The organism is Bacteroides sp. ET225 (assembly GCF_024733745.1).
Lineage (GTDB): Bacteria > Bacteroidota > Bacteroidia > Bacteroidales > Bacteroidaceae > Phocaeicola > Phocaeicola excrementipullorum.
The window spans coordinates 31,336-48,747 of sequence record NZ_JANRHN010000021.1 but is presented as its reverse complement, the minus strand read 5'-3'; the positions used below and the strand labels follow the sequence as shown (position 1 = coordinate 48,747).

The 17,412-nt window shown below is 48.1% G+C and carries 16 protein-coding genes; 12 read left to right on the top strand and 4 right to left on the bottom strand.

The window, feature by feature from the left end:
- Positions 1–147 precede the first annotated feature (147 nt).
- The 4 genes from NW212_RS10160 to NW212_RS10145 all read right to left on the bottom strand — a co-directional run bounded on the left by NW212_RS10160 (position 148) and on the right by NW212_RS10145 (position 4,592).
- Positions 148–3,420 carry a S41 family peptidase gene (locus NW212_RS10160; RefSeq protein WP_258338547.1) on the bottom strand — a complete coding sequence of 1,091 codons (3,273 nt, stop codon included), beginning with the start codon at positions 3,418–3,420 and terminating at the stop codon, positions 148–150.
- A gap of 184 nt (positions 3,421–3,604) precedes the next feature.
- Complete coding sequence (locus NW212_RS10155) at positions 3,605–3,871, bottom strand: hypothetical protein (RefSeq protein ID WP_258338533.1); 267 nt, start codon at positions 3,869–3,871, stop codon at positions 3,605–3,607.
- Positions 3,868–4,242: a phage holin family protein gene (locus NW212_RS10150; protein ID WP_258338532.1), complete on the bottom strand. Its 375-nt coding sequence runs from the start codon at positions 4,240–4,242 to the stop codon at positions 3,868–3,870. Before NW212_RS10150 ends, NW212_RS10155 begins: the two co-directional genes overlap by 4 nt.
- Before the next feature lie 146 nt (positions 4,243–4,388).
- Positions 4,389–4,592 (bottom strand): YtxH domain-containing protein, encoded by a 204-nt coding sequence (locus NW212_RS10145; RefSeq protein WP_258338531.1) that lies wholly within the window; start codon positions 4,590–4,592, stop codon positions 4,389–4,391.
- Positions 4,593–4,785: 193 nt separating this feature from the next.
- On the opposite strand from NW212_RS10145, the gene NW212_RS10140 reads away from it, so the two are divergent.
- The 12 genes from NW212_RS10140 to NW212_RS10085 all read left to right on the top strand — a co-directional run bounded on the left by NW212_RS10140 (position 4,786) and on the right by NW212_RS10085 (position 17,394).
- Positions 4,786–5,289, top strand: a complete 504-nt coding sequence (locus NW212_RS10140; RefSeq protein ID WP_258338530.1) for an SPOR domain-containing protein — start codon at positions 4,786–4,788, stop codon at positions 5,287–5,289.
- 120 nt (positions 5,290–5,409) lie between these two features.
- A complete protein-coding gene (locus NW212_RS10135) occupies positions 5,410–6,369 on the top strand; it encodes a PCMD domain-containing protein (protein WP_258338529.1) in 960 nt (319 codons plus the stop codon).
- 707 nt (positions 6,370–7,076) lie between these two features.
- Positions 7,077–7,322, top strand: coding sequence for a hypothetical protein (locus NW212_RS10130; RefSeq protein ID WP_258338528.1), 246 nt, complete (start codon positions 7,077–7,079; stop codon positions 7,320–7,322).
- A 264-nt stretch (positions 7,323–7,586) separates the two neighbouring features.
- Entirely contained in the window at positions 7,587–7,940 is a 354-nt protein-coding gene (locus tag NW212_RS10125) for a hypothetical protein (RefSeq protein WP_258338527.1), read from the top strand.
- 99 nt (positions 7,941–8,039) lie between these two features.
- Positions 8,040–8,447 (top strand): hypothetical protein, encoded by a 408-nt coding sequence (locus tag NW212_RS10120; protein ID WP_258338526.1) that lies wholly within the window; start codon positions 8,040–8,042, stop codon positions 8,445–8,447.
- A gap of 272 nt (positions 8,448–8,719) precedes the next feature.
- On the top strand, positions 8,720–9,730 hold the full coding sequence (gene gap / locus NW212_RS10115) for a type I glyceraldehyde-3-phosphate dehydrogenase (RefSeq protein WP_258338525.1): 1,011 nt from the start codon (positions 8,720–8,722) through the stop codon (positions 9,728–9,730).
- A gap of 119 nt (positions 9,731–9,849) precedes the next feature.
- Positions 9,850–10,761 carry a tRNA (adenosine(37)-N6)-dimethylallyltransferase MiaA gene (miaA, locus tag NW212_RS10110; protein ID WP_258338524.1) on the top strand — a complete coding sequence of 304 codons (912 nt, stop codon included), beginning with the start codon at positions 9,850–9,852 and terminating at the stop codon, positions 10,759–10,761.
- Positions 10,762–10,769: 8 nt separating this feature from the next.
- Positions 10,770–11,702, top strand: a complete 933-nt coding sequence (locus tag NW212_RS10105) for a diacylglycerol kinase family protein (protein WP_258338523.1) — start codon at positions 10,770–10,772, stop codon at positions 11,700–11,702.
- A 3-nt stretch (positions 11,703–11,705) separates the two neighbouring features.
- Positions 11,706–12,509 carry a 3-deoxy-8-phosphooctulonate synthase gene (gene kdsA / locus NW212_RS10100; protein WP_258338522.1) on the top strand — a complete coding sequence of 268 codons (804 nt, stop codon included), beginning with the start codon at positions 11,706–11,708 and terminating at the stop codon, positions 12,507–12,509.
- An 81-nt stretch (positions 12,510–12,590) separates the two neighbouring features.
- Positions 12,591–13,865, top strand: a complete 1,275-nt coding sequence (gene serS / locus NW212_RS10095) for a serine--tRNA ligase (protein WP_258338521.1) — start codon at positions 12,591–12,593, stop codon at positions 13,863–13,865.
- 303 nt (positions 13,866–14,168) lie between these two features.
- Positions 14,169–16,106, top strand: coding sequence for an amylo-alpha-1,6-glucosidase (locus NW212_RS10090; protein WP_258338520.1), 1,938 nt, complete (start codon positions 14,169–14,171; stop codon positions 16,104–16,106).
- Between the two features lie 16 nt (positions 16,107–16,122).
- Positions 16,123–17,394: a glycosyltransferase family 4 protein gene (locus tag NW212_RS10085; RefSeq protein ID WP_258338519.1), complete on the top strand. Its 1,272-nt coding sequence runs from the start codon at positions 16,123–16,125 to the stop codon at positions 17,392–17,394.
- Positions 17,395–17,412: the final 18 nt, after the last annotated feature.

The following is a 17,412-nucleotide window of genomic DNA, read 5'->3' as shown; positions in this document are numbered from 1 at the left end:
TTTGAAATGAAGGCACAAAGCACAGGAATCGGTGTATCTGAAGATTCATGCGGTTCTCTGCGGCTTTGTGCCTTTTGCATTTGCTCGCTTTGCCTGTGACATTCCTCTGCGGTATGCGGGAGTGTCTTTCGTGCAGCGTCGTTGAGGTTATTTCTTGCTTGCGTCAGCTTCTTTCAGCATTTCTTTCACGGCAGCCTCCAGTTGCTCGTCGGTTCCTTCCAAAGACTTTTCGGGAGAGTTGTAGACTTTGATGTCGGGTTCGAGCTGGTGATTTTCCATATAGTTTCCCCGCATGTCCATGCAGCCTACCTGCGGAATGCCGAACACGATGCTCGGGTCAATCTGGCGCTCCCACCACACGGCAGTCATGGTTCCGGGCACGGGCGTTCCTATCAGCTTGCCGATCTTCAGTTCTTTGTAAACCCAGGGGAAGCCATGTGCATTGCTGTAGTTGTCTTCACATACCAGTACGCATGAAGGCTTCAGCCATTTGTTGAACGGGTCGCTTCCGATGTACTGTCCTCTCGGCATGAAACGCTGATACTCCCTTCCGCTGAGCAAGGTGGCAAGATCATCGTGCAGCCATCCTCCTCCGTTGTGGCGGGTGTCTACGATGACAGCTTCCTTGTTGCGGTTACGGTCGCTCAGCAGTTCGCTGTATACGGTGCGGAAGCTCGGGCTGTCCATTCCTTTGACATGGACATAGGCGATTCGTCCGCCCGAAAGCTTTTCTACCATCTTCTCGTTCCGTTTCACCCAACGCTTGTAGAGCAGTTCCGACTGGCTGCCTTGGGAAATCGCCTTGACCGAAACGTTGAAACGTTTGCCGTTGGCCGGGTTATAGATTGCCAGGCGGACTGTCTTGCCTGCCTTTCCGTCAAGCATCGGATAATAGTCCGTATCTTTCAGCACGGGCTGTCCGTCGATCTTCTCGATGATGCATCCGGGCACGACGTCTGTCTTCTTTACGGCGAAAGGTCCCTGACTGATTATTTCTTTTATTTTCAAACCGTCGCCGGTGAACGTGTCGTCGAAGAATACGCCCAAGGCTGCGGTTGAAAGCGCTGCTCCCGGAGCGTAATAGCGTGCTCCGGTGTGCGAGCCGTTCAGTTCGCCCAACATTTCGCTCAGCATCTGCTGGAAATCGTAGTTGTTGCTGATGTGCGGGAGGAAACGGCGGTAGGTATCTCTGTAGCTGTTCCAGTCTGCGCCGTGCAGGTCTGCCACATAGAACTTGTCGAGCACTTGTTTCCAGATGTGGTCGAAGATATATTGCCTCTCCTCATACGGGCGGTAGTTGAACTCCGCTTCAAAATCCACCGGTTTCGTTTCACTCTTTCCTACATCGATTCTGCGGATGCCTCCGTTTGTGCAAAGGAAGATGTATTTGTTGTCTTTGTCTGACTCAAGCGATCCGTAGCCGATATTCTTTAGCAGAATCTTGGTTCTGTTTTCTTTCAGGTCGTGTTCCCACAGGTCGAATCCTCCCTCGAAAGAAGCCTGATAGTAGAGTTTGTCCCCTTTTTCAGTCAGCACCGCGTCGCCCAGGTGCGAAGAGTTTACGGTGAGCCGTATGATTCTGTCGCGGCAGTTTTCGAGATCGAATTCGAGCGGCTCAACTTCTTTCTTGTCGTCTTTCTTCTTTTCTTTTTTGTTTTTCTTGTCGGCAGCTTTGTCTTTCTTTTCTTCCTTCTCTTCCTTCTCTTTCTTTTCTTTTTCTTTTTCTTCAGCCAGAGCCAGTTCTTCTTTGTTCATGCGGAAACGTTCGTATGCGTCGAGGTCGAAGAACATGATATAGACATCGCTTTCGGCTCCCCAGCTTCCGTGGCTGCGGTATCCGGCGCGGTCGCTTTTCCATATCATCGCCTTGCCTCCGAGCACCCATTTGGCGTTTCCGTCGTTGTATCCGCTTTCGGTGAGGTTATGGATTTCCCCGTTTCCGGAAGCGTTTACCAGCGCCACATCCTTGTTGTTCCATCCGCCAGTGCCTATGTAGCCGCTTAAAAGCCATCTGCTGTCGGGACTCCATTCGAACCACTGGTCGCCGTCGCTGTACGAATATTCGTATTTGCCGTCCATAACCGTATGTGCCGACTTGTTCTCCAGATTGAGGACGCGCAATGTTGTGCGGTTTTCAAGGTAAGCCACCTTCTTTCCGTCGGGGCTGAACTTGGGCTGGAAAGACGTTGTCTTGTTGTCTGTGAGCCGTTCTTCCTTGATTCCGGTGGCGTAGGTGAACATCTTTTCGTCCTTTTCGGTGAGCGAAGAGCGGTAAATCTGCCACAGGCCGTCGCGTTCGGAGGCGTAGACAAGGCTTCTTCCGTCAGGCGAAAAGCTGAGGCTCCGTTCCTGTTCGGGGGTATCCGTCACTTTCTTTGTCGTTCTGTAGTCGGTTGCTGTTACGAATACATCGCCGTGCAGGATGAAGGCTATTTCCTTTCCTTCGGGCGACACGGCGATTTCTGTAGCTCCGTATGTCCTTATCTGCCGGATGACGTTCTGTTCGCTTTGGTCGGTGATGATGCTGATTTTAAGCTTTTCCGGCTGCTGTCCCTCTTTCAGCGTATAGATTTCCCCGTTGTAGCCGTAGCAGAGCGTGCCGTTGTCTGCTGCGGTAAGAAAGCGTACCGGATGTTTGGCATGATGCGTCAGCTGCTTTTCCCCGCTTCCGTCGACGTTGCGTCTGTATACGTTGAACGACCCGCTCTTTTCGCTCAGATAATAGAACGACTGGCCGTCGGCGCTCCATACGGGTGTGCGGTCTTCGCCGTTGAAGTCGGTGAGCTTGGTGTATGAGCGTTTGCCTCCGTTTTGCGAACTCATCCAGATGTCGCGCGTGATGGAAGAGGTGTGGTGTTTGCGCCAGGCATCTTCGTAGCCTTTCTTGTCGTGGTAGAGCAGCGTGGTTCCGTCGCTTCCGACGCTGATGTCTTCCATCGGTATGGAAGAGTAGAGGCTTGGGCGTCCGCCCTCCGTACTTGTCAGGTAGACCTGGGGAAACTGTGCGCTGGGGAAGGTGATCGCCTGCGCGTCGGGCATCAATGTGGCCTGAAACAGGATGTGTCCGTTGTCCAGGAAAGCTATGGGCGTTTCGTTTCCCGAATGGGTTGTGATGCGTTTGGGCACGCCCCCTTCCTTTCCTACGATGTACACGTCCATGCTCCCCCTCCGGTCGGAGGCGAAAGCCAGGCTTTTTCCGTCGGGACTCCATACGGGGTGCGTGTCGTAGGATGCGTTAGTTGTCAGTTGTGCGGCCTTTCCTCCTTGTGCCGGCACTGTAAAGATATCTCCCTTGTAGCAGAAGGCAACGGTGCTTCCGTCGGGCGATATGGCGCAGTGCTGCATCCATAGAGGCGGCTCTTGTGCATTGGCGGCCAAAACCATAGCCGTTCCTGCAAGAATGAGCAGTTGTTTTTTCATCATGTTTTGTCTTTATTGTAATTTGAATATTGAATGGTCTGCCTTTGGAGTAACCAATGAAGCCACGGAAACGCAGAGAGTCTGTTTGGTCATCCGTTGAAGTGAACTCTGTGTTTCCGTGGCTCCGTGTTCTGATGTGCGCTTCTGCGCGTTTCCTTCCGGTCCGGGCACGTGCGTCCCGTTCTTATTTCTTTTTCCGGTTGAAGAACGCGCGGATGCGTTTCAGTATCATCATCCCCGTCCGTATGCCGTCGTATGCGGCGATTCCGGCATTGATGTGCTGCATGAGGTTTTCCGCCTTGTTTTTGCTCTGCTGCGGCGTGAACAGTTCTTGGGTCAGGCTCAAGATCCGTTCTTTTGACTCTTTCAGCTCCTGTTTCTTTTTAGCTCTTAGTTGCGATATAAGCTGCACGCTGTATTGCGCAGGCATCATTTCTTTGATTTCGTTCATTGTTCTTTCTTTTCGGTTGTGTCTTCAAGGAAGAGTTTGGCGAGGAAATTCACGATAGGCCGGAATATCCATTGTTTTCTCATGCGGTATACCGCGGCTCCCAGCAGCAGGATGACGCCTCCGATAACGGCGTATGCTCCGATGAGGCTTCCCACAACGGGTTCGAGGGCATAGACCAGCATGAATGAGAAATAAAACAAAGCCATCATGCCAAGGACAATAAGTATCAGAATCAGGATGAGTGTGGAGAGCAGCACAGTCAGTTTTTCCACGATGTCGAGTTTGATATACTGCCCCTGAAGTTCGATATACTTCTTGATTTCCTTTACAAGACTTTCCAGGTTGTTTATGCTGTTTTCGTTTGCAAACATGTCATTCAGTTTGTTTAGGGTGGCATTCCGGATCCTTTTCGGAAGGGAGTGGAATTGCGGATATTCTGTATGTTCGTTAAGAGCCTAAAAGCAGGGTGTGCCAAAACCTGAGTTTTGCCACACCCGGTTGTACTTTCGCAAAAAAATCAGTCAGCATCTTTCACTTCCGAAGCGATCTGGTCGACCAGGTCGTCCATCTCGTCACGGTTCAGACGGATGCCTTTTTTACGGAGAACTTCCGCTATTTTTCTACGAGTGTCGGCTCCTTTTTCCGGAGCGAACAAAAGGCCCGCTGCTGCTCCCAGGGTAACACCGCCCAGAAATGCAGCTACAATACTTAATGCTTTCATAATTTAATCATTTAAAAGTTACACAATACAAATCTAATAATTAATCCTGTTAAATGGTACATTTTCGGATGGAAAATGGACTTCCGTTATCAAAAGAATGCAATATTAACAGATTTTAATAGAAATCCTCTTTTTATATTGCTACTTTTGCCAAAAAATATTTGACGAGAATCCAATTAAGATTATAAACAACATGAAAAAAGTAGTTGTATTGGGAATGGCATTGTGCACGGCACTTGCGTTCTCTTCTTGCAAATCGAGTGAAAGCGCATACAAGAAAGCTTATGAAAAGGCAAAGCAGATGGAACTGGCTGAGGCTCAGAATGCCGCGGAAACTCCCGCAGAGGCTCCGGCCGTAGAAGCCGCTCCGGTGGTTGAAACAACGCCCCAGCCGGCTGTCACTACAGCTCCTGTGCGTGAGGAAAAGGTGGAACTGGTTTCGGGCGACGGACTGAAGGCATACAGCGTTGTGTGCGGAAGCTTCGGAATCAAGGCCAATGCCGACGGACTGAAAACATGGCTCGACGGAGAAGGCTATAATGCGAAAGTGGTGTATAATGCACAGCGCAACATGTATCGCGTGGTGGCAGCATCCTTCGACACGCGCGACGAGGCTGCCCGTGCAAGAGATGCTTTCAAGGCCAAATACCCGAGCCGCGAAGACTTCCAGGGAGCATGGCTTCTGTATCGCCTCTGATAAATAGTTGATTAGTAATATTTTGTATTCAATATTTCTTGATTGAAAGCGATGGTGTGGCTACTGTCGCTTTTTTTTGTATCTTTGTTGCCGTTAAAAAATGATGAATTAGATTAGGTTATGAAATTTTTTAAAGTAATCTCGGGGCTGGCTCTGCTTGCGTTTCCTTGCATGATGAGCGCCCAGGAAAAGGTGGTTCCCCTGAAATACGGTGACATGGAGCAATGGGTTACCCGCAGGATACATGAGTCGGGCATCATAGGCGGAAAGACAAAGCTGCTTTATGAGCTGGGGCCTACGCAGGAGATTGACGGAAACATTGCATACGTCAATCAGGGAGGCTCGCCGTGGGGGAACTCAAACGTGATGGCCAAGGTTATGGGAATTGTAAAGACCAATACAAGCGTATATCCGGAAAAGCGTGAAACGGGCGGTCACTGCGCGCGCCTTGAAACACATATCGAGAGCGTGAAGGTGCTGGGGCTGGTGAACATCACGGTGCTTGCTTCGGGATCGCTGTTTCTCGGCGACATGAAAGAGCCGATTACGGGAACCAAGGACGGAGAAAAGGCCCTGAACTCGGGGGTGCCGTTCACCTCGCGCCCGAAGGCGGTGCGCTATGACTACAAGGTGCAGATGTCGGGTGAGCCGAACCGCATCCGGCAGACCGGTTTCAGCCGCAAGTCGACGGTGGAAGGGCAGGACTGCGCGATTATGACCTGTTTCCTTCAGAAGCGTACGGAAGACAAGGACGGAAACATCATCGCCAAGCGCGTGGGTACGGCGGTTGTGCGCTACAGCAAGACAGAAGGCTGGCATAACGGAGCCACGTATGAAATCAGCTATGGCGACATCACGCACGACGCGCATTACGACGCCGGACTGATGGGTTTGGGCGCCGGACATTATTACGCGCGCAACAGCAAAGGCGAGAGTGTGCTGATTCAGGAGAACGGCTGGGCCGGGGCGGATGAAAAGCCCACCCACCTGATTCTTCAGTTCACCTCCAGTTTGGGAGGGGCGTTTGTTGGTTCTCCCGGCAACAAAATCTGGGTGGATAACGTGAGTCTGGTGTATTGATCTGATTTGTGTTCTTTTCAAAAATAGGGATCGTGGCGGCTTGTAACCGCCACGATTTTTTTGCATGTGTGCGAATGTCTTTCTGACATAATGCAAATCCGGAGGCGCGAGAATCGCTCCTTTCCTCCCGGCCGGGCGTCAGGCTGGAAGGAATGCAGGGAAATGCTTCGTGCTGTTGCCATGTGTTTTTTCCTTTCCGGGCTGTTTGATGGCTTTTTGGTTTTTCTTCCGGCCTTTTGGCTTCTTTGTGTTTGGTATATCCTCTTTATCCTTTCTTCCTGCCTTTTGGGGCGGTGCGTGAAGAAGGTATGCTCCAGCGTAAAATTCCCGTCCTTTTCAAGTTTTTGAGCCTTTCTTTTCAGTTGGTGTGACGTGTGCGGAGATTTTTGCAAACATGTCGGGACATTTTCGGTCGGATGTCCCGTCATTTTCCGATGTCTGTTGGGATATTTTGCAAGTTTGTTTCGGTATATTGCTCCCGTTACAGGGATTCTGAAGGGGGTTGGTGTTCGTGTTTGTTAAGAAATTCCTCCTGGAGCGGAAGATTCTGCTTCGTTACATGTAAGTGTAATGTGCGTTTTTGTGTCTTTGTGTTTGATAATTGTCGCTTTCTGTGTTAAAATGCCGGAATGATATTTCTGCGTTTTTTTTCTTGGACATTAGCGGATTTTTTCTTTTCTTTGTATAAACAGACAAACCTTAAAGATATGAGAAGCATCTGTTTTTTTCTGCTGTTGCTCCTGTTCCCGGGTCTGAAGGCCCAGGATGTGAAGTTTGATATCACGCTCAAGGGAGCCACATTGAACTATACGGTTGTCAATGATACTCCAAATGATATATATTTGGTGCAATATGGTAACTTTAATCCGGATAGAGGTTTGCATTGTTATGTTTACTATAAGGATACTGACGGATATGTCGGTGAGGTGTCATTTGTATTGATAGAAGTATAGCTTTTTGAATCATGTTTTGCTTCTTTGATTTATGAAAGGCATCAGCGATGAGAGCAGGTGACGGTGTTGTGATATGGAGCAAGGCGGCAGGGAGTATGTCTTCTGGAACATGGATGTGCCGGATACAGACGTTGGCTGGCTTGATAAAAATAAAGTATGAAAGCTTTTTTGTTTACAGTGTTTGTTTTGTTTCCGTTTGTGGCATTTTCACAAATAGAAACGCATTTGTCTTTTAACCGGACAGACCGGACGTTGGTTCTTGTTGTGAAAAACAATACGGACAAATTGTTCCGCTTATGTCCTTCTTTTGGGCAGAATTATTATGAGCCGGGAACTGCTTCTTTTGTTATTTTGCAGTATAAGGATTTGGATGGCAAACTTCTTTTCAAGAAATCGCTTTTTGTTTTTAATTGTCAGCCGGATGCTTCTCAATATGTGATTGGCATGTTTCTTTTCAAGTACGGTGAAAACAAGTATGTTTATGACTTGGAGGAATTATATAAGGGTAATATGAATGATATTTATGAAGTAGAAGTCCATGTTCAGATAGAAGCTGTATCTTTGAAGGACAAGAAAGATGTTTACAAAGAAAAAATGGACAGGATATTGCGATGGTAGGCCTGTGCTGGCTGACTTTTAATGGTTTGGATGAATAAATATATGAAATGAAGGGGCAATAGCAAGAGGACATGATTTCTAACCTAAACGTGTGCAATTATGAAGAAGTTAAAATTGATATGTTTCTGTATGCTCTGTTTCTTTTTCCCGTTGAGAGGGCAGAATGTCAGTCTTGATATAAAGGTGGATGGCGATGTTCTGGTCTATGAGGTAGAGAATGGCACGCCTTATTATTTGATGTTATTCTATACCGGCGACATGAATCCCGGCGGCGGATCTTATTGTTTGGTTAATTATGAATATGGCAATAGCAGAAGGAGTGATTTTTTGGAGGCGGATAAGCGCGCTATAAGGATTGAACCGGGCGAGAAGTATATTCGGAAATTTGACATTTCGGCGTATATGAATTATAAAGTTATAGTTATAAGCGCAACGGCTGCTATGGCCGTAAAGGATGAAAGCGGGCGGACAAAGCCTTTGAAACTGAGAAAAAGCATTTCTTTTTAGGTGACGGGCCCGTATGACCGTTATTTCCCGCTTCAATTGAAAAGCGGAGATTGCAATTTTACAAACATGTTTCAGTGAGGTTACGATTTTCGTACCTATATATATAATAAAGCAGAGCTGGCTGAATATTTTAATCAATTTTTATTGTTTTCGTGCTGAGCTTTGGAAAGAATTCCTTATTTTTGCATCGCAGTCGGGGAAAAGAGGACTGCAACAGACAAACAGGAGAGTGTTTATAAAGTTTATTATAAAACCTTTTAAAGTTAAACAAAATGATTAAAGTAGGTATTAACGGTTTCGGTCGTATCGGCCGTTTTGTATTCCGTGCTGCTCAGAGCAGAAACGACATCCAGATCGTAGGTATTAACGACTTGTGCCCGGTAGATTACTTGGCTTACATGTTGAAGTATGATACAATGCACGGCCAGTTCAACGGTACTATCGAAGCTGACGTTGAAAATAGCAAGCTGATTGTTAACGGTAAAGAAATCCGTGTAACTGCAGAAAAGAATCCGGCTGACCTGAAGTGGAATGAAGTAGGTGCAGAATATGTTGTTGAATCAACAGGTTTGTTCCTGACTAAAGAAAAAGCTCAGGCTCACATCCAGGCTGGCGCTAAATATGTAGTTATGTCAGCTCCGTCAAAAGACGATACTCCGATGTTCGTTTGCGGCGTTAACGAAAAGACTTACGTTAAGGGTACTCAGTTCGTTTCTAACGCTTCTTGTACTACTAACTGCTTGGCTCCGATCGCTAAGGTTCTGAACGACAAGTTCGGCATCGTAAACGGTTTGATGACTACTGTTCACTCTACAACTGCTACTCAGAAGACAGTTGACGGTCCTTCTATGAAAGACTGGAGAGGTGGTCGCGCTGCTTCTGGCAACATCATCCCGTCTTCTACAGGTGCTGCTAAGGCTGTAGGTAAAGTTATTCCTGAACTGAACGGCAAACTGACAGGTATCTCTATGCGTGTTCCGACTTTGGACGTATCTGTAGTTGACCTGACTGTAAACTTGGCTAAGCCGGCTACTAAAGAAGCTATCTGCGCTGCTATGAAGGAAGCTTCTGAAGGTGAATTGAAGGGTGTACTGGGCTACACAGAAGATGCAGTTGTTTCTTCTGACTTCCTGGGCTGCACTTTGACTTCTATCTTCGATGCTAACGCAGGTGTTTACTTGACTGATACTTTCGTTAAGGTTGTTTCTTGGTATGACAACGAAATCGGCTACTCTAACAAAGTATTGGATCTGATCGCTCACATGGCTTCTGTAAACTGCTAATCAGTTATAACAACCATATAGCGAAAGCCGTCTGATTTTTCAGGCGGCTTTTTTTGCGCACTTGTGTGTGGAATGCGCAGAAAAAGTTATCTTTGCCGTCAGAACCTTTCGTTTGGAGTATGGAGTATGATTTGATTGCGATATTAGGCCCTACAGCTTCCGGAAAAACATCGCTGGCAGCTGCTCTCGCGCGGCGGATGGATACGGAAATCATCAGCGCAGACAGCAGGCAGGTGTACAGGCGGATGGATCTGGGAACGGGAAAGGATCTGGACGACTATGTTGTCGGCGGGAAGCGGATTCCCTGTCATCTGATAGACATTGTGGAGCCTGGCTATAAATACAACGTGTTTGAGTACCAGCGGGATTTCCTGGCGGCTTACGAAGATGTTCGAAGCAGGGGAATGCTTCCGATCTTGTGCGGAGGCACGGGAATGTATCTTGAGTCGGTGCTGAAAGGTTACCGGCTGCTTCCTGTACCTGAAAATCCGGAACTCCGCCGGCGTCTGGCAGAGAAGTCGCTTGAAGAGCTGACCGGCATTCTTGCAACGTATAAGAAACTTCATAACTCGACGGATGTGGATACGGTGAAGCGTGCGGTACGCGCCATAGAGATCGAGGAGTATTACAGGCAGCATCAGGTGGAGGAAAGGGCTTTCCCCGATATCAGAAGCCTGGTGGTAGGTGTCGGAATCGGCCGTGAACAGCGGAGGGAGAAGATAACCCGCAGGCTGAAACAGCGGCTTGATGAGGGCATGGTTGACGAGGTGAAAGCCTTGCTTGCAAGCGGAATCAGCCCGGAAGACCTGATCTATTATGGACTGGAATATAAATACCTGACTTTGTATGCCATCGGGAAACTGACTTATGAGGAGATGTTCGGCCAGCTGGAAATTGCCATTCATCAGTTTGCCAAAAGGCAGATGACCTGGTTCCGCGGCATGGAAAGGAGGGGATTCACCATTCACTGGATCGATGCGGCATTGCCGTTGGAGGAGAAACTGGAACAGATAGAGAATTTATTAAAATAAGAACGATTATGGCGGTAGAACCGAACAGATGGGGGATTGTATACAATCCCAAGGCAGGTACTCGGAAAGCGCAGCGCCGGTGGAAGAATATCCGTGAATATCTGGACGAGCGCGGCGTGAAGTATGATTATGTGCAGTCGGAGGGCTTCGGCTCAATTGAGCGTCTGACGCGGACACTGGCCAATAACGGATACCGCACGATAGTGGTGGTGGGAGGAGATGGCGCCATCAACGATGCGGTGAACGGCATTATGGGATCGGATGCGGAAGACAAGTCTTCGATAGCGCTGGGCGTCATACCGAATGGCATCGGCAATGACTTTGCCAAATATTGGGGGCTGAGTGCGGATGACTACAGACTTTCGGTAGACGTGCTTATCAACCGGCGCCTGCGAAAAGTCGACGCCGGCGTCTTTTCTTACTTCGACGGAGAGAAGCACCAGACGCGCTATTTTCTGAACGCTGTTTATATGGGCCTCGGAGCGCGGATCGTGCGCATAACAAACGAAACCCGCCGTTTTTGGGGAATCCCTCTGTTTTCGTATCTGTCTTCTCTTTTTCTTGTTGCTTTTGAACGGAAGCTTTATCGGATGCATCTGAGAGTGAACGACGAGCATATCCGGGGGCGTGTCATGGCTGTTGCGATAGGCAGTGCCTATGGGTATGGGCTGACCCCCAGCGCGGTGCCCTATAACGGCTGGCTGGATGTTTCGGTGGTTTACCGTCCTGAACTCAGGGAACTGATATCCGGTTTGTGGATGCTGCAGAAGGGAAGACTGCTGAATCATAAGATTGTGAAGCCTTATCGTACGCGTTGTGTGAAAATCCTTCGGGCGCAGAATGCGGAAGTCAGCCTTGACGGACGCTTGTGGCTTGACCGCCATTTCCCGATAGAGGTGACCATCGCTCCCGAAGCGATAACTTTGATAATACCTAATTGATATATGATAAAGTCAGTAGCTGATTTGTGCCGGGGAGAAAATTTCTTCCTGCTGGCAGGCCCTTGTGTCATTGAGGGCGAGGATATGGCTCTTCGGATTGCCGAAAGAGTGGTGAAAATAACCGACAGACTGAAAATTCCTTATGTGTTTAAGGGGTCCTACCGGAAGGCGAACCGTTCGCGCCTGGATTCGTTTACGGGTATCGGCGACGAAAAGGCATTGAAGGTGCTCGCAAAGGTGCGCGATACATTCGGGGTGCCCGTAGTGACGGATATACATGCCGCAGAAGAGGCTGAAATGGCTGCCGGCTATGTGGATGTCCTTCAGATACCTGCTTTTCTTTGCCGTCAGACTGATCTGCTGGTGGCTGCCGCAAAGACCGGAAAGATCGTTAACATAAAGAAAGGGCAGTTCTTGTCGCCTGAAGCGATGAAGTTTGCGGCGGATAAGGTGGTGGAAGCCGGGAATGATCAGGTTATGCTTACGGAAAGAGGAGTTACGTTCGGGTATCAGGATCTGATTGTGGATTATCGCGGCATTCCTGTCATGCAGTCGTTCGGGCATCCGGTGATTCTGGACGTCACCCACTCGCTGCAGCGTCCGAACCAGACTTCGGGAGTGACGGGAGGCATGCCGCAAATGATCGAAACCATAGCGAAGGCAGGAGTGGCTGTCGGCGTGGATGGCCTGTTTATGGAAACTCATGAAGACCCTTCCGTGGCCAAAAGTGACGGAGCGAACATGCTCAAGCTCGACCTGCTGGAAGGATTGCTGGAGAAATTGGTGCGCATCCGCCAAAGTCTTTAACTATTGTGGCCGCAGTTTCGATAAAAAACTATATCTTTGCGCAAATTAAAATGACGACAATCGTTTAAAATAGAGAAAGATATGCTTACTATTAAACAAATTACGGAGGATACCGACAAGGTTGTCCGCGGGCTTGAGAAAAAGCACTTTGCCAATGCGAAGGCAGCCATCGCTCAGGCTATTGAATTGAATGACAGAAGAAAAAAGGCTCAGAGTCAATTAGATAATAACTTGGCGGAAGTGAACTCTACCTCCAAAAGCATCGGCGCGCTGATGAAAGAAGGGAAAAGCGCCGAGGCTGAAGCTGCCAAAGCGCGTGTGGCTCAAGTGAAGGAAGCCAACAAGGCACTGCAGGAGGAAATGGACAAGGCTGCCGAGGATTTGCAGAATCTGCTTTATACAATCCCGAATGTGCCTTATGACGAGGTGCCCGAAGGACTTACGGCCGAAGACAATGTGGTGGTGAAGATGGGAGGAATGGAAACGGAACTTCCGAAGAATGCGCTGCCGCACTGGGAGCTGGCAAAAAAATACGACATTATCGATTTCGATCTGGGCGTCAAGATTACGGGCGCAGGCTTCCCTGTATATAAAGGTAAGGGGGCCCGTCTGCAGCGTGCGCTCATTAATTTCTTCCTTGATGAAGCAAAGGCTTCCGGATATACTGAAATCATGCCTCCTACAGTGGTGAATGCGGCTTCGGGATATGGTACGGGACAGCTGCCCGACAAGGAAGGGCAGATGTACCACTGCAATCTGGACGACCTTTATCTGATTCCTACGGCTGAAGTTCCTGTTACGAACATTTACCGTGATGTGATCCTGGATGAGAAGCAGCTTCCTATTAAGAACTGTGCTTATACGGAATGTTTTCGCCGTGAAGCCGGCTCTTACGGAAAGGATGTGCGCGGGCTGAACCGTCTGCATGAGTTCTCTAAAGTGGAGCTGGTGCGTATCGATACTCCGCAGCATTCAAGACAGTCCCATCAGGAGATGCTGGACCATGTGGAAGGTTTGCTGAAGAAGCTGGAACTTCCTTACCGTATTCTTCGTCTTTGCGGCGGGGACATCAGCTTTACGGCTGCCATTTGCTATGACTTTGAAGTATATTCAGAGGCTCAGAAGCGTTGGCTGGAAGTCAGCTCCGTTTCGAATTTCGACACTTATCAGGCAAACCGTCTGAAATGCCGTTACCGTACGGCCGACAAGAAGACGGAACTTTGCCATACATTGAACGGTTCCGCACTGGCTTTGCCGCGTATCGTTGCCGCATTGCTTGAAAACAATCAGACGCCGGAAGGCATCCGCATTCCGAAGGCTCTGGTTCCGTATTGCGGGTTTGACATGATTGACTGATATTTCTTCATAGAGTTTGCCTGGGCGGCACAAGACTGCGGATGATTCTGTATGCTTGTGCCGCCTTTTGTATGTCTTTTTGTTTGGTTGTGTTCGTGATAAGGCATTGGAAGTGCCTATAAATGTGTTGTGTAGCATGAATTTGTTGTTCGTTTGTGTCTTTTTAAACTAAAACGTCAGTTGCATGAGAAAAAAAATGCAATTTGGTTTTGATGTTTACATTTAATTGCTAATTTTGGGGTGAAATAAAGTGAAAAACTTATTTTGCATGGGATTATTAATTTATAACCTTAATATACAGCTATGAGTTATTTACGTTTTGATAAAACTCTTATGACAAATCTGGAGGAATCTTTGACGAGGGAGATTCTCCGAACCAATCGCTCTGGAGCTTATCACTGTTCTACGATTGTAGACTGCAATACGCGCAAATATCATGGTTTGCTTGTCATTCCGGTTCCGGAACTGGATGATGAAAATCATGTGTTGCTGTCTTCGTTGGATGAAACTGTGATACAGCATGGTGCTGAATTTAATCTGGGCATCCATAAGTACGGCGGCGGTACATTCAGTCCTCGTGGTCACAAATACATTAGAGAATTCGACTGTGAGAAAGTTCCCACAACCATTTATCGTGTGGGAGGGGTTGTGCTGAAGAAAGAAAAAGTATTTGTTCATCATGAAAACCGTATCTTGATCCGCTATACGCTGGTTGATGCGCATTCGGATACGATCCTTCGTCTGCGTCCTTATTTGGCTTTCAGAAGCGTGCGTCAGTATACGCATGAGAATTCGCAGGCCAACCGCCATTACGATGAGGTGGACAATGGAATAAAGACATGCATGTATCCGGGCTATCCGGAACTTTACATGCAGTTCAGCAAGAATGTCACTTTCCATTTTGAGCCGGACTGGTATCGCGGCATCGAGTATCCGAAGGAGCAGGAGAGAGGCTATGACTTCAATGAAGATCTTTATGTGCCCGGGTATTTTGAAATGAGCATCAAAAAAGGGGAGTGCATCACTTTTTCCGGGGGCATATCTTCCATTGATACGGAATCGCTTAACGAATTGTTTGCCAAGGAAGCTGAAAGGAGAACACCTCGCGACAACTTTAAGAACTGCCTGATAAACTCGGCTCATCAATTCTTGAACAAGCAGGGCGAGGAGTCCTATCTGCTTGCCGGTTATCCGTGGTTCAAGTGCCGCGCCCGCGACGAGTTCGTATCTCTTCCGGGACTGACACTCTCAATAGGGGAAGTTGAGAAATTTGAGAAAATAATGGATACGGCTGTCAAATGTGTCTATGCATTCATTAACGGGGAAGACTCAGCATTGAAGATGACGGAAATCGAACATCCGGATGTGCTGTTGTGGATGATGTGGACAGTTCAGCAGTATGCTAAATTTACATCAAAGGAGGCGGCAAAAAACAAGTATGGACAACTGATAAAGGATGTAATGAATTATCTTGTTTCCGGAAAACATCCTAATCTGGAGGTTCATGCCAACGGACTGGTTTATTCAAACGGGCGTGAAAAAGCGATTACGTGGATGAACTCGACAGCAAACGGCAGGCCGGTTGTGCCGCGTACAGGCTATATCGTTGAGTTCAACTCGCTTTGGTATAATGCGCTTCGTTTTGCGGCTGACCTGCTGGCGGATGACCAGGACTTCGCTGCCGGCTTGCAGGGCATCTATGAAAAGACTGCTCCTTCTTTCGTTGAAACGTTCTTGAACGAGTATGGCTATCTGCTTGATTATGTAGACGGAAACATGATGGACTGGAGTGTCCGTCCGAATATGATCTTTGCCGCTGCGCTGGATTACTCTCCGTTGGATGCAAAACAGAAGAAGGGCATTGTCGATATCGTGACGAAAGAACTTCTGACTCCGAAGGGTATCCGTTCGTTAAGTCCGAAGAGCGGAGGCTATAATCCGAACTATGTGGGCCCGCAGATCCAGCGTGACTATGCTTACCATCAGGGAACTGCATGGCCGTGGCTTGAGGGATTCTATCTGGAAGCTTATCTGCGCATTTACAAACGGAGTGCGGTGTCGTTCGTCGAACGCCAGATGATCAGCTATGAAGACCAGATGACATGCCATTGCATCAGTTCTATTCCGGAATTGTTTGACGGTAACCCGCCTTTCCAGGGACGAGGCGCTGTTTCGTTTGCCATGAATGTGGCAGAGATTCTGCGGACATTGAATTTACTCGACAGATACAATAATCAATAAGGAAGGAGGAAGCTATATGAAAGTTTTAATGTTTGGATGGGAATTTCCTCCTCATATCTTGGGAGGTTTAGGTACCGCAAGTTATGGCCTTACTCATGGACTGGCGCAGCAGTCGGACATGGAGATCACTTTCTGCATTCCGAAGCCGTGGGGTGACGAAGACCAGAGTTTTTTGAAAATTATCGGCATGAACAGTGTGCCTATCGTATGGAGGGACGTGCAGTGGGATTATGTGAAAAGCCGTATAGGCGGCTACATGGATCCGCAGCTCTACTACGATTTGCGTGACCATATCTATGCTGATTTCAACTATATGCATACAAACGATCTGGGCTGTCTGGAATTTTCGGGAAGATATCCGGACAACCTGCATGAAGAGATCAACAACTATTCGATTGTAGCAGGAGTCGTTGCCCGCCAGCAGAGCTTTGACATCATTCATTCGCATGACTGGCTTACTTATCCGGCCGGCATCCACGCAAAGCAGGTGTCGGGGAAACCTTTGGTGATTCATGTGCATGCAACAGACTTTGACCGCAGCCGCGGCAATGTGAATCCGACAGTCTACTCTATAGAGAAGAACGGGATGGACCATGCTGACTGCATCATGTGTGTAAGTGAGCTTACGCGCCAGACTGTAATCAACAAATATTATCAGGATCCGCGCAAGGTGTTTACCGTGCACAATGCCGTGTCGCCGTTGTCTAAGGAGATTCAGGAAATTGTTCCCAAAAAGAATCCGAACGAAAAGCTTGTTACTTTCCTGGGGCGCATAACCATGCAGAAAGGACCTGAGTACTTTGTGGAGGCTGCTTCTATGGTGTTGAAACGCGCTCGCCACGTGCGTTTTGTGATGGCAGGAAGCGGTGATATGATGAATGCGATGATCCGTCTGGTCGCAGAACGGGGCATAGCAGACCGTTTTCATTTCCCCGGATTCATGAAAGGAAAGCAGGTGTACGAAGTGCTGAAAGCAAGCGATGTGTATATTATGCCGTCTGTTTCCGAACCTTTTGGCATCTCGCCGCTTGAAGCCATGCAGTGCAGCGTGCCGACAATCATTTCCAAACAGTCGGGTTGTGCTGAAATTCTTACTAAATGTATCAAGACTGATTATTGGGATATACATGCGATGGCTGATGCCATTCATTCAATCTGTACCAACGAGTCTTTGTATGAGTATCTGCGTGACGAAGGCAAGAAAGAAGTCGATGGTATCGTATGGGAGAAAGTGGGAGTCAGAATCCGCAATCTTTACGAACAGGTCTTAAACAATTATGGAAAATAACAAACAAACTGAATCAGT

Coding starts and splice junctions, on each gene's coding strand:
- NW212_RS10160 (WP_258338547.1), bottom strand. CDS start 3,420: ATGAAAAAACAACTGCTCATTCTTGCAGGAACGGCTATGGTTTTGGCC.
- NW212_RS10155 (WP_258338533.1), bottom strand. CDS start 3,871: ATGAACGAAATCAAAGAAATGATGCCTGCGCAATACAGCGTGCAGCTT.
- NW212_RS10150 (WP_258338532.1), bottom strand. CDS start 4,242: ATGTTTGCAAACGAAAACAGCATAAACAACCTGGAAAGTCTTGTAAAG.
- NW212_RS10145 (WP_258338531.1), bottom strand. CDS start 4,592: ATGAAAGCATTAAGTATTGTAGCTGCATTTCTGGGCGGTGTTACCCTG.
- NW212_RS10140 (WP_258338530.1), top strand. CDS start 4,786: ATGAAAAAAGTAGTTGTATTGGGAATGGCATTGTGCACGGCACTTGCG.
- NW212_RS10135 (WP_258338529.1), top strand. CDS start 5,410: ATGAAATTTTTTAAAGTAATCTCGGGGCTGGCTCTGCTTGCGTTTCCT.
- NW212_RS10130 (WP_258338528.1), top strand. CDS start 7,077: ATGAGAAGCATCTGTTTTTTTCTGCTGTTGCTCCTGTTCCCGGGTCTG.
- NW212_RS10120 (WP_258338526.1), top strand. CDS start 8,040: ATGAAGAAGTTAAAATTGATATGTTTCTGTATGCTCTGTTTCTTTTTC.
- gap (WP_258338525.1), top strand. CDS start 8,720: ATGATTAAAGTAGGTATTAACGGTTTCGGTCGTATCGGCCGTTTTGTA.
- miaA (WP_258338524.1), top strand. CDS start 9,850: ATGGAGTATGATTTGATTGCGATATTAGGCCCTACAGCTTCCGGAAAA.
- NW212_RS10105 (WP_258338523.1), top strand. CDS start 10,770: ATGGCGGTAGAACCGAACAGATGGGGGATTGTATACAATCCCAAGGCA.
- kdsA (WP_258338522.1), top strand. CDS start 11,706: ATGATAAAGTCAGTAGCTGATTTGTGCCGGGGAGAAAATTTCTTCCTG.
- serS (WP_258338521.1), top strand. CDS start 12,591: ATGCTTACTATTAAACAAATTACGGAGGATACCGACAAGGTTGTCCGC.
- NW212_RS10090 (WP_258338520.1), top strand. CDS start 14,169: ATGAGTTATTTACGTTTTGATAAAACTCTTATGACAAATCTGGAGGAA.
- NW212_RS10085 (WP_258338519.1), top strand. CDS start 16,123: ATGAAAGTTTTAATGTTTGGATGGGAATTTCCTCCTCATATCTTGGGA.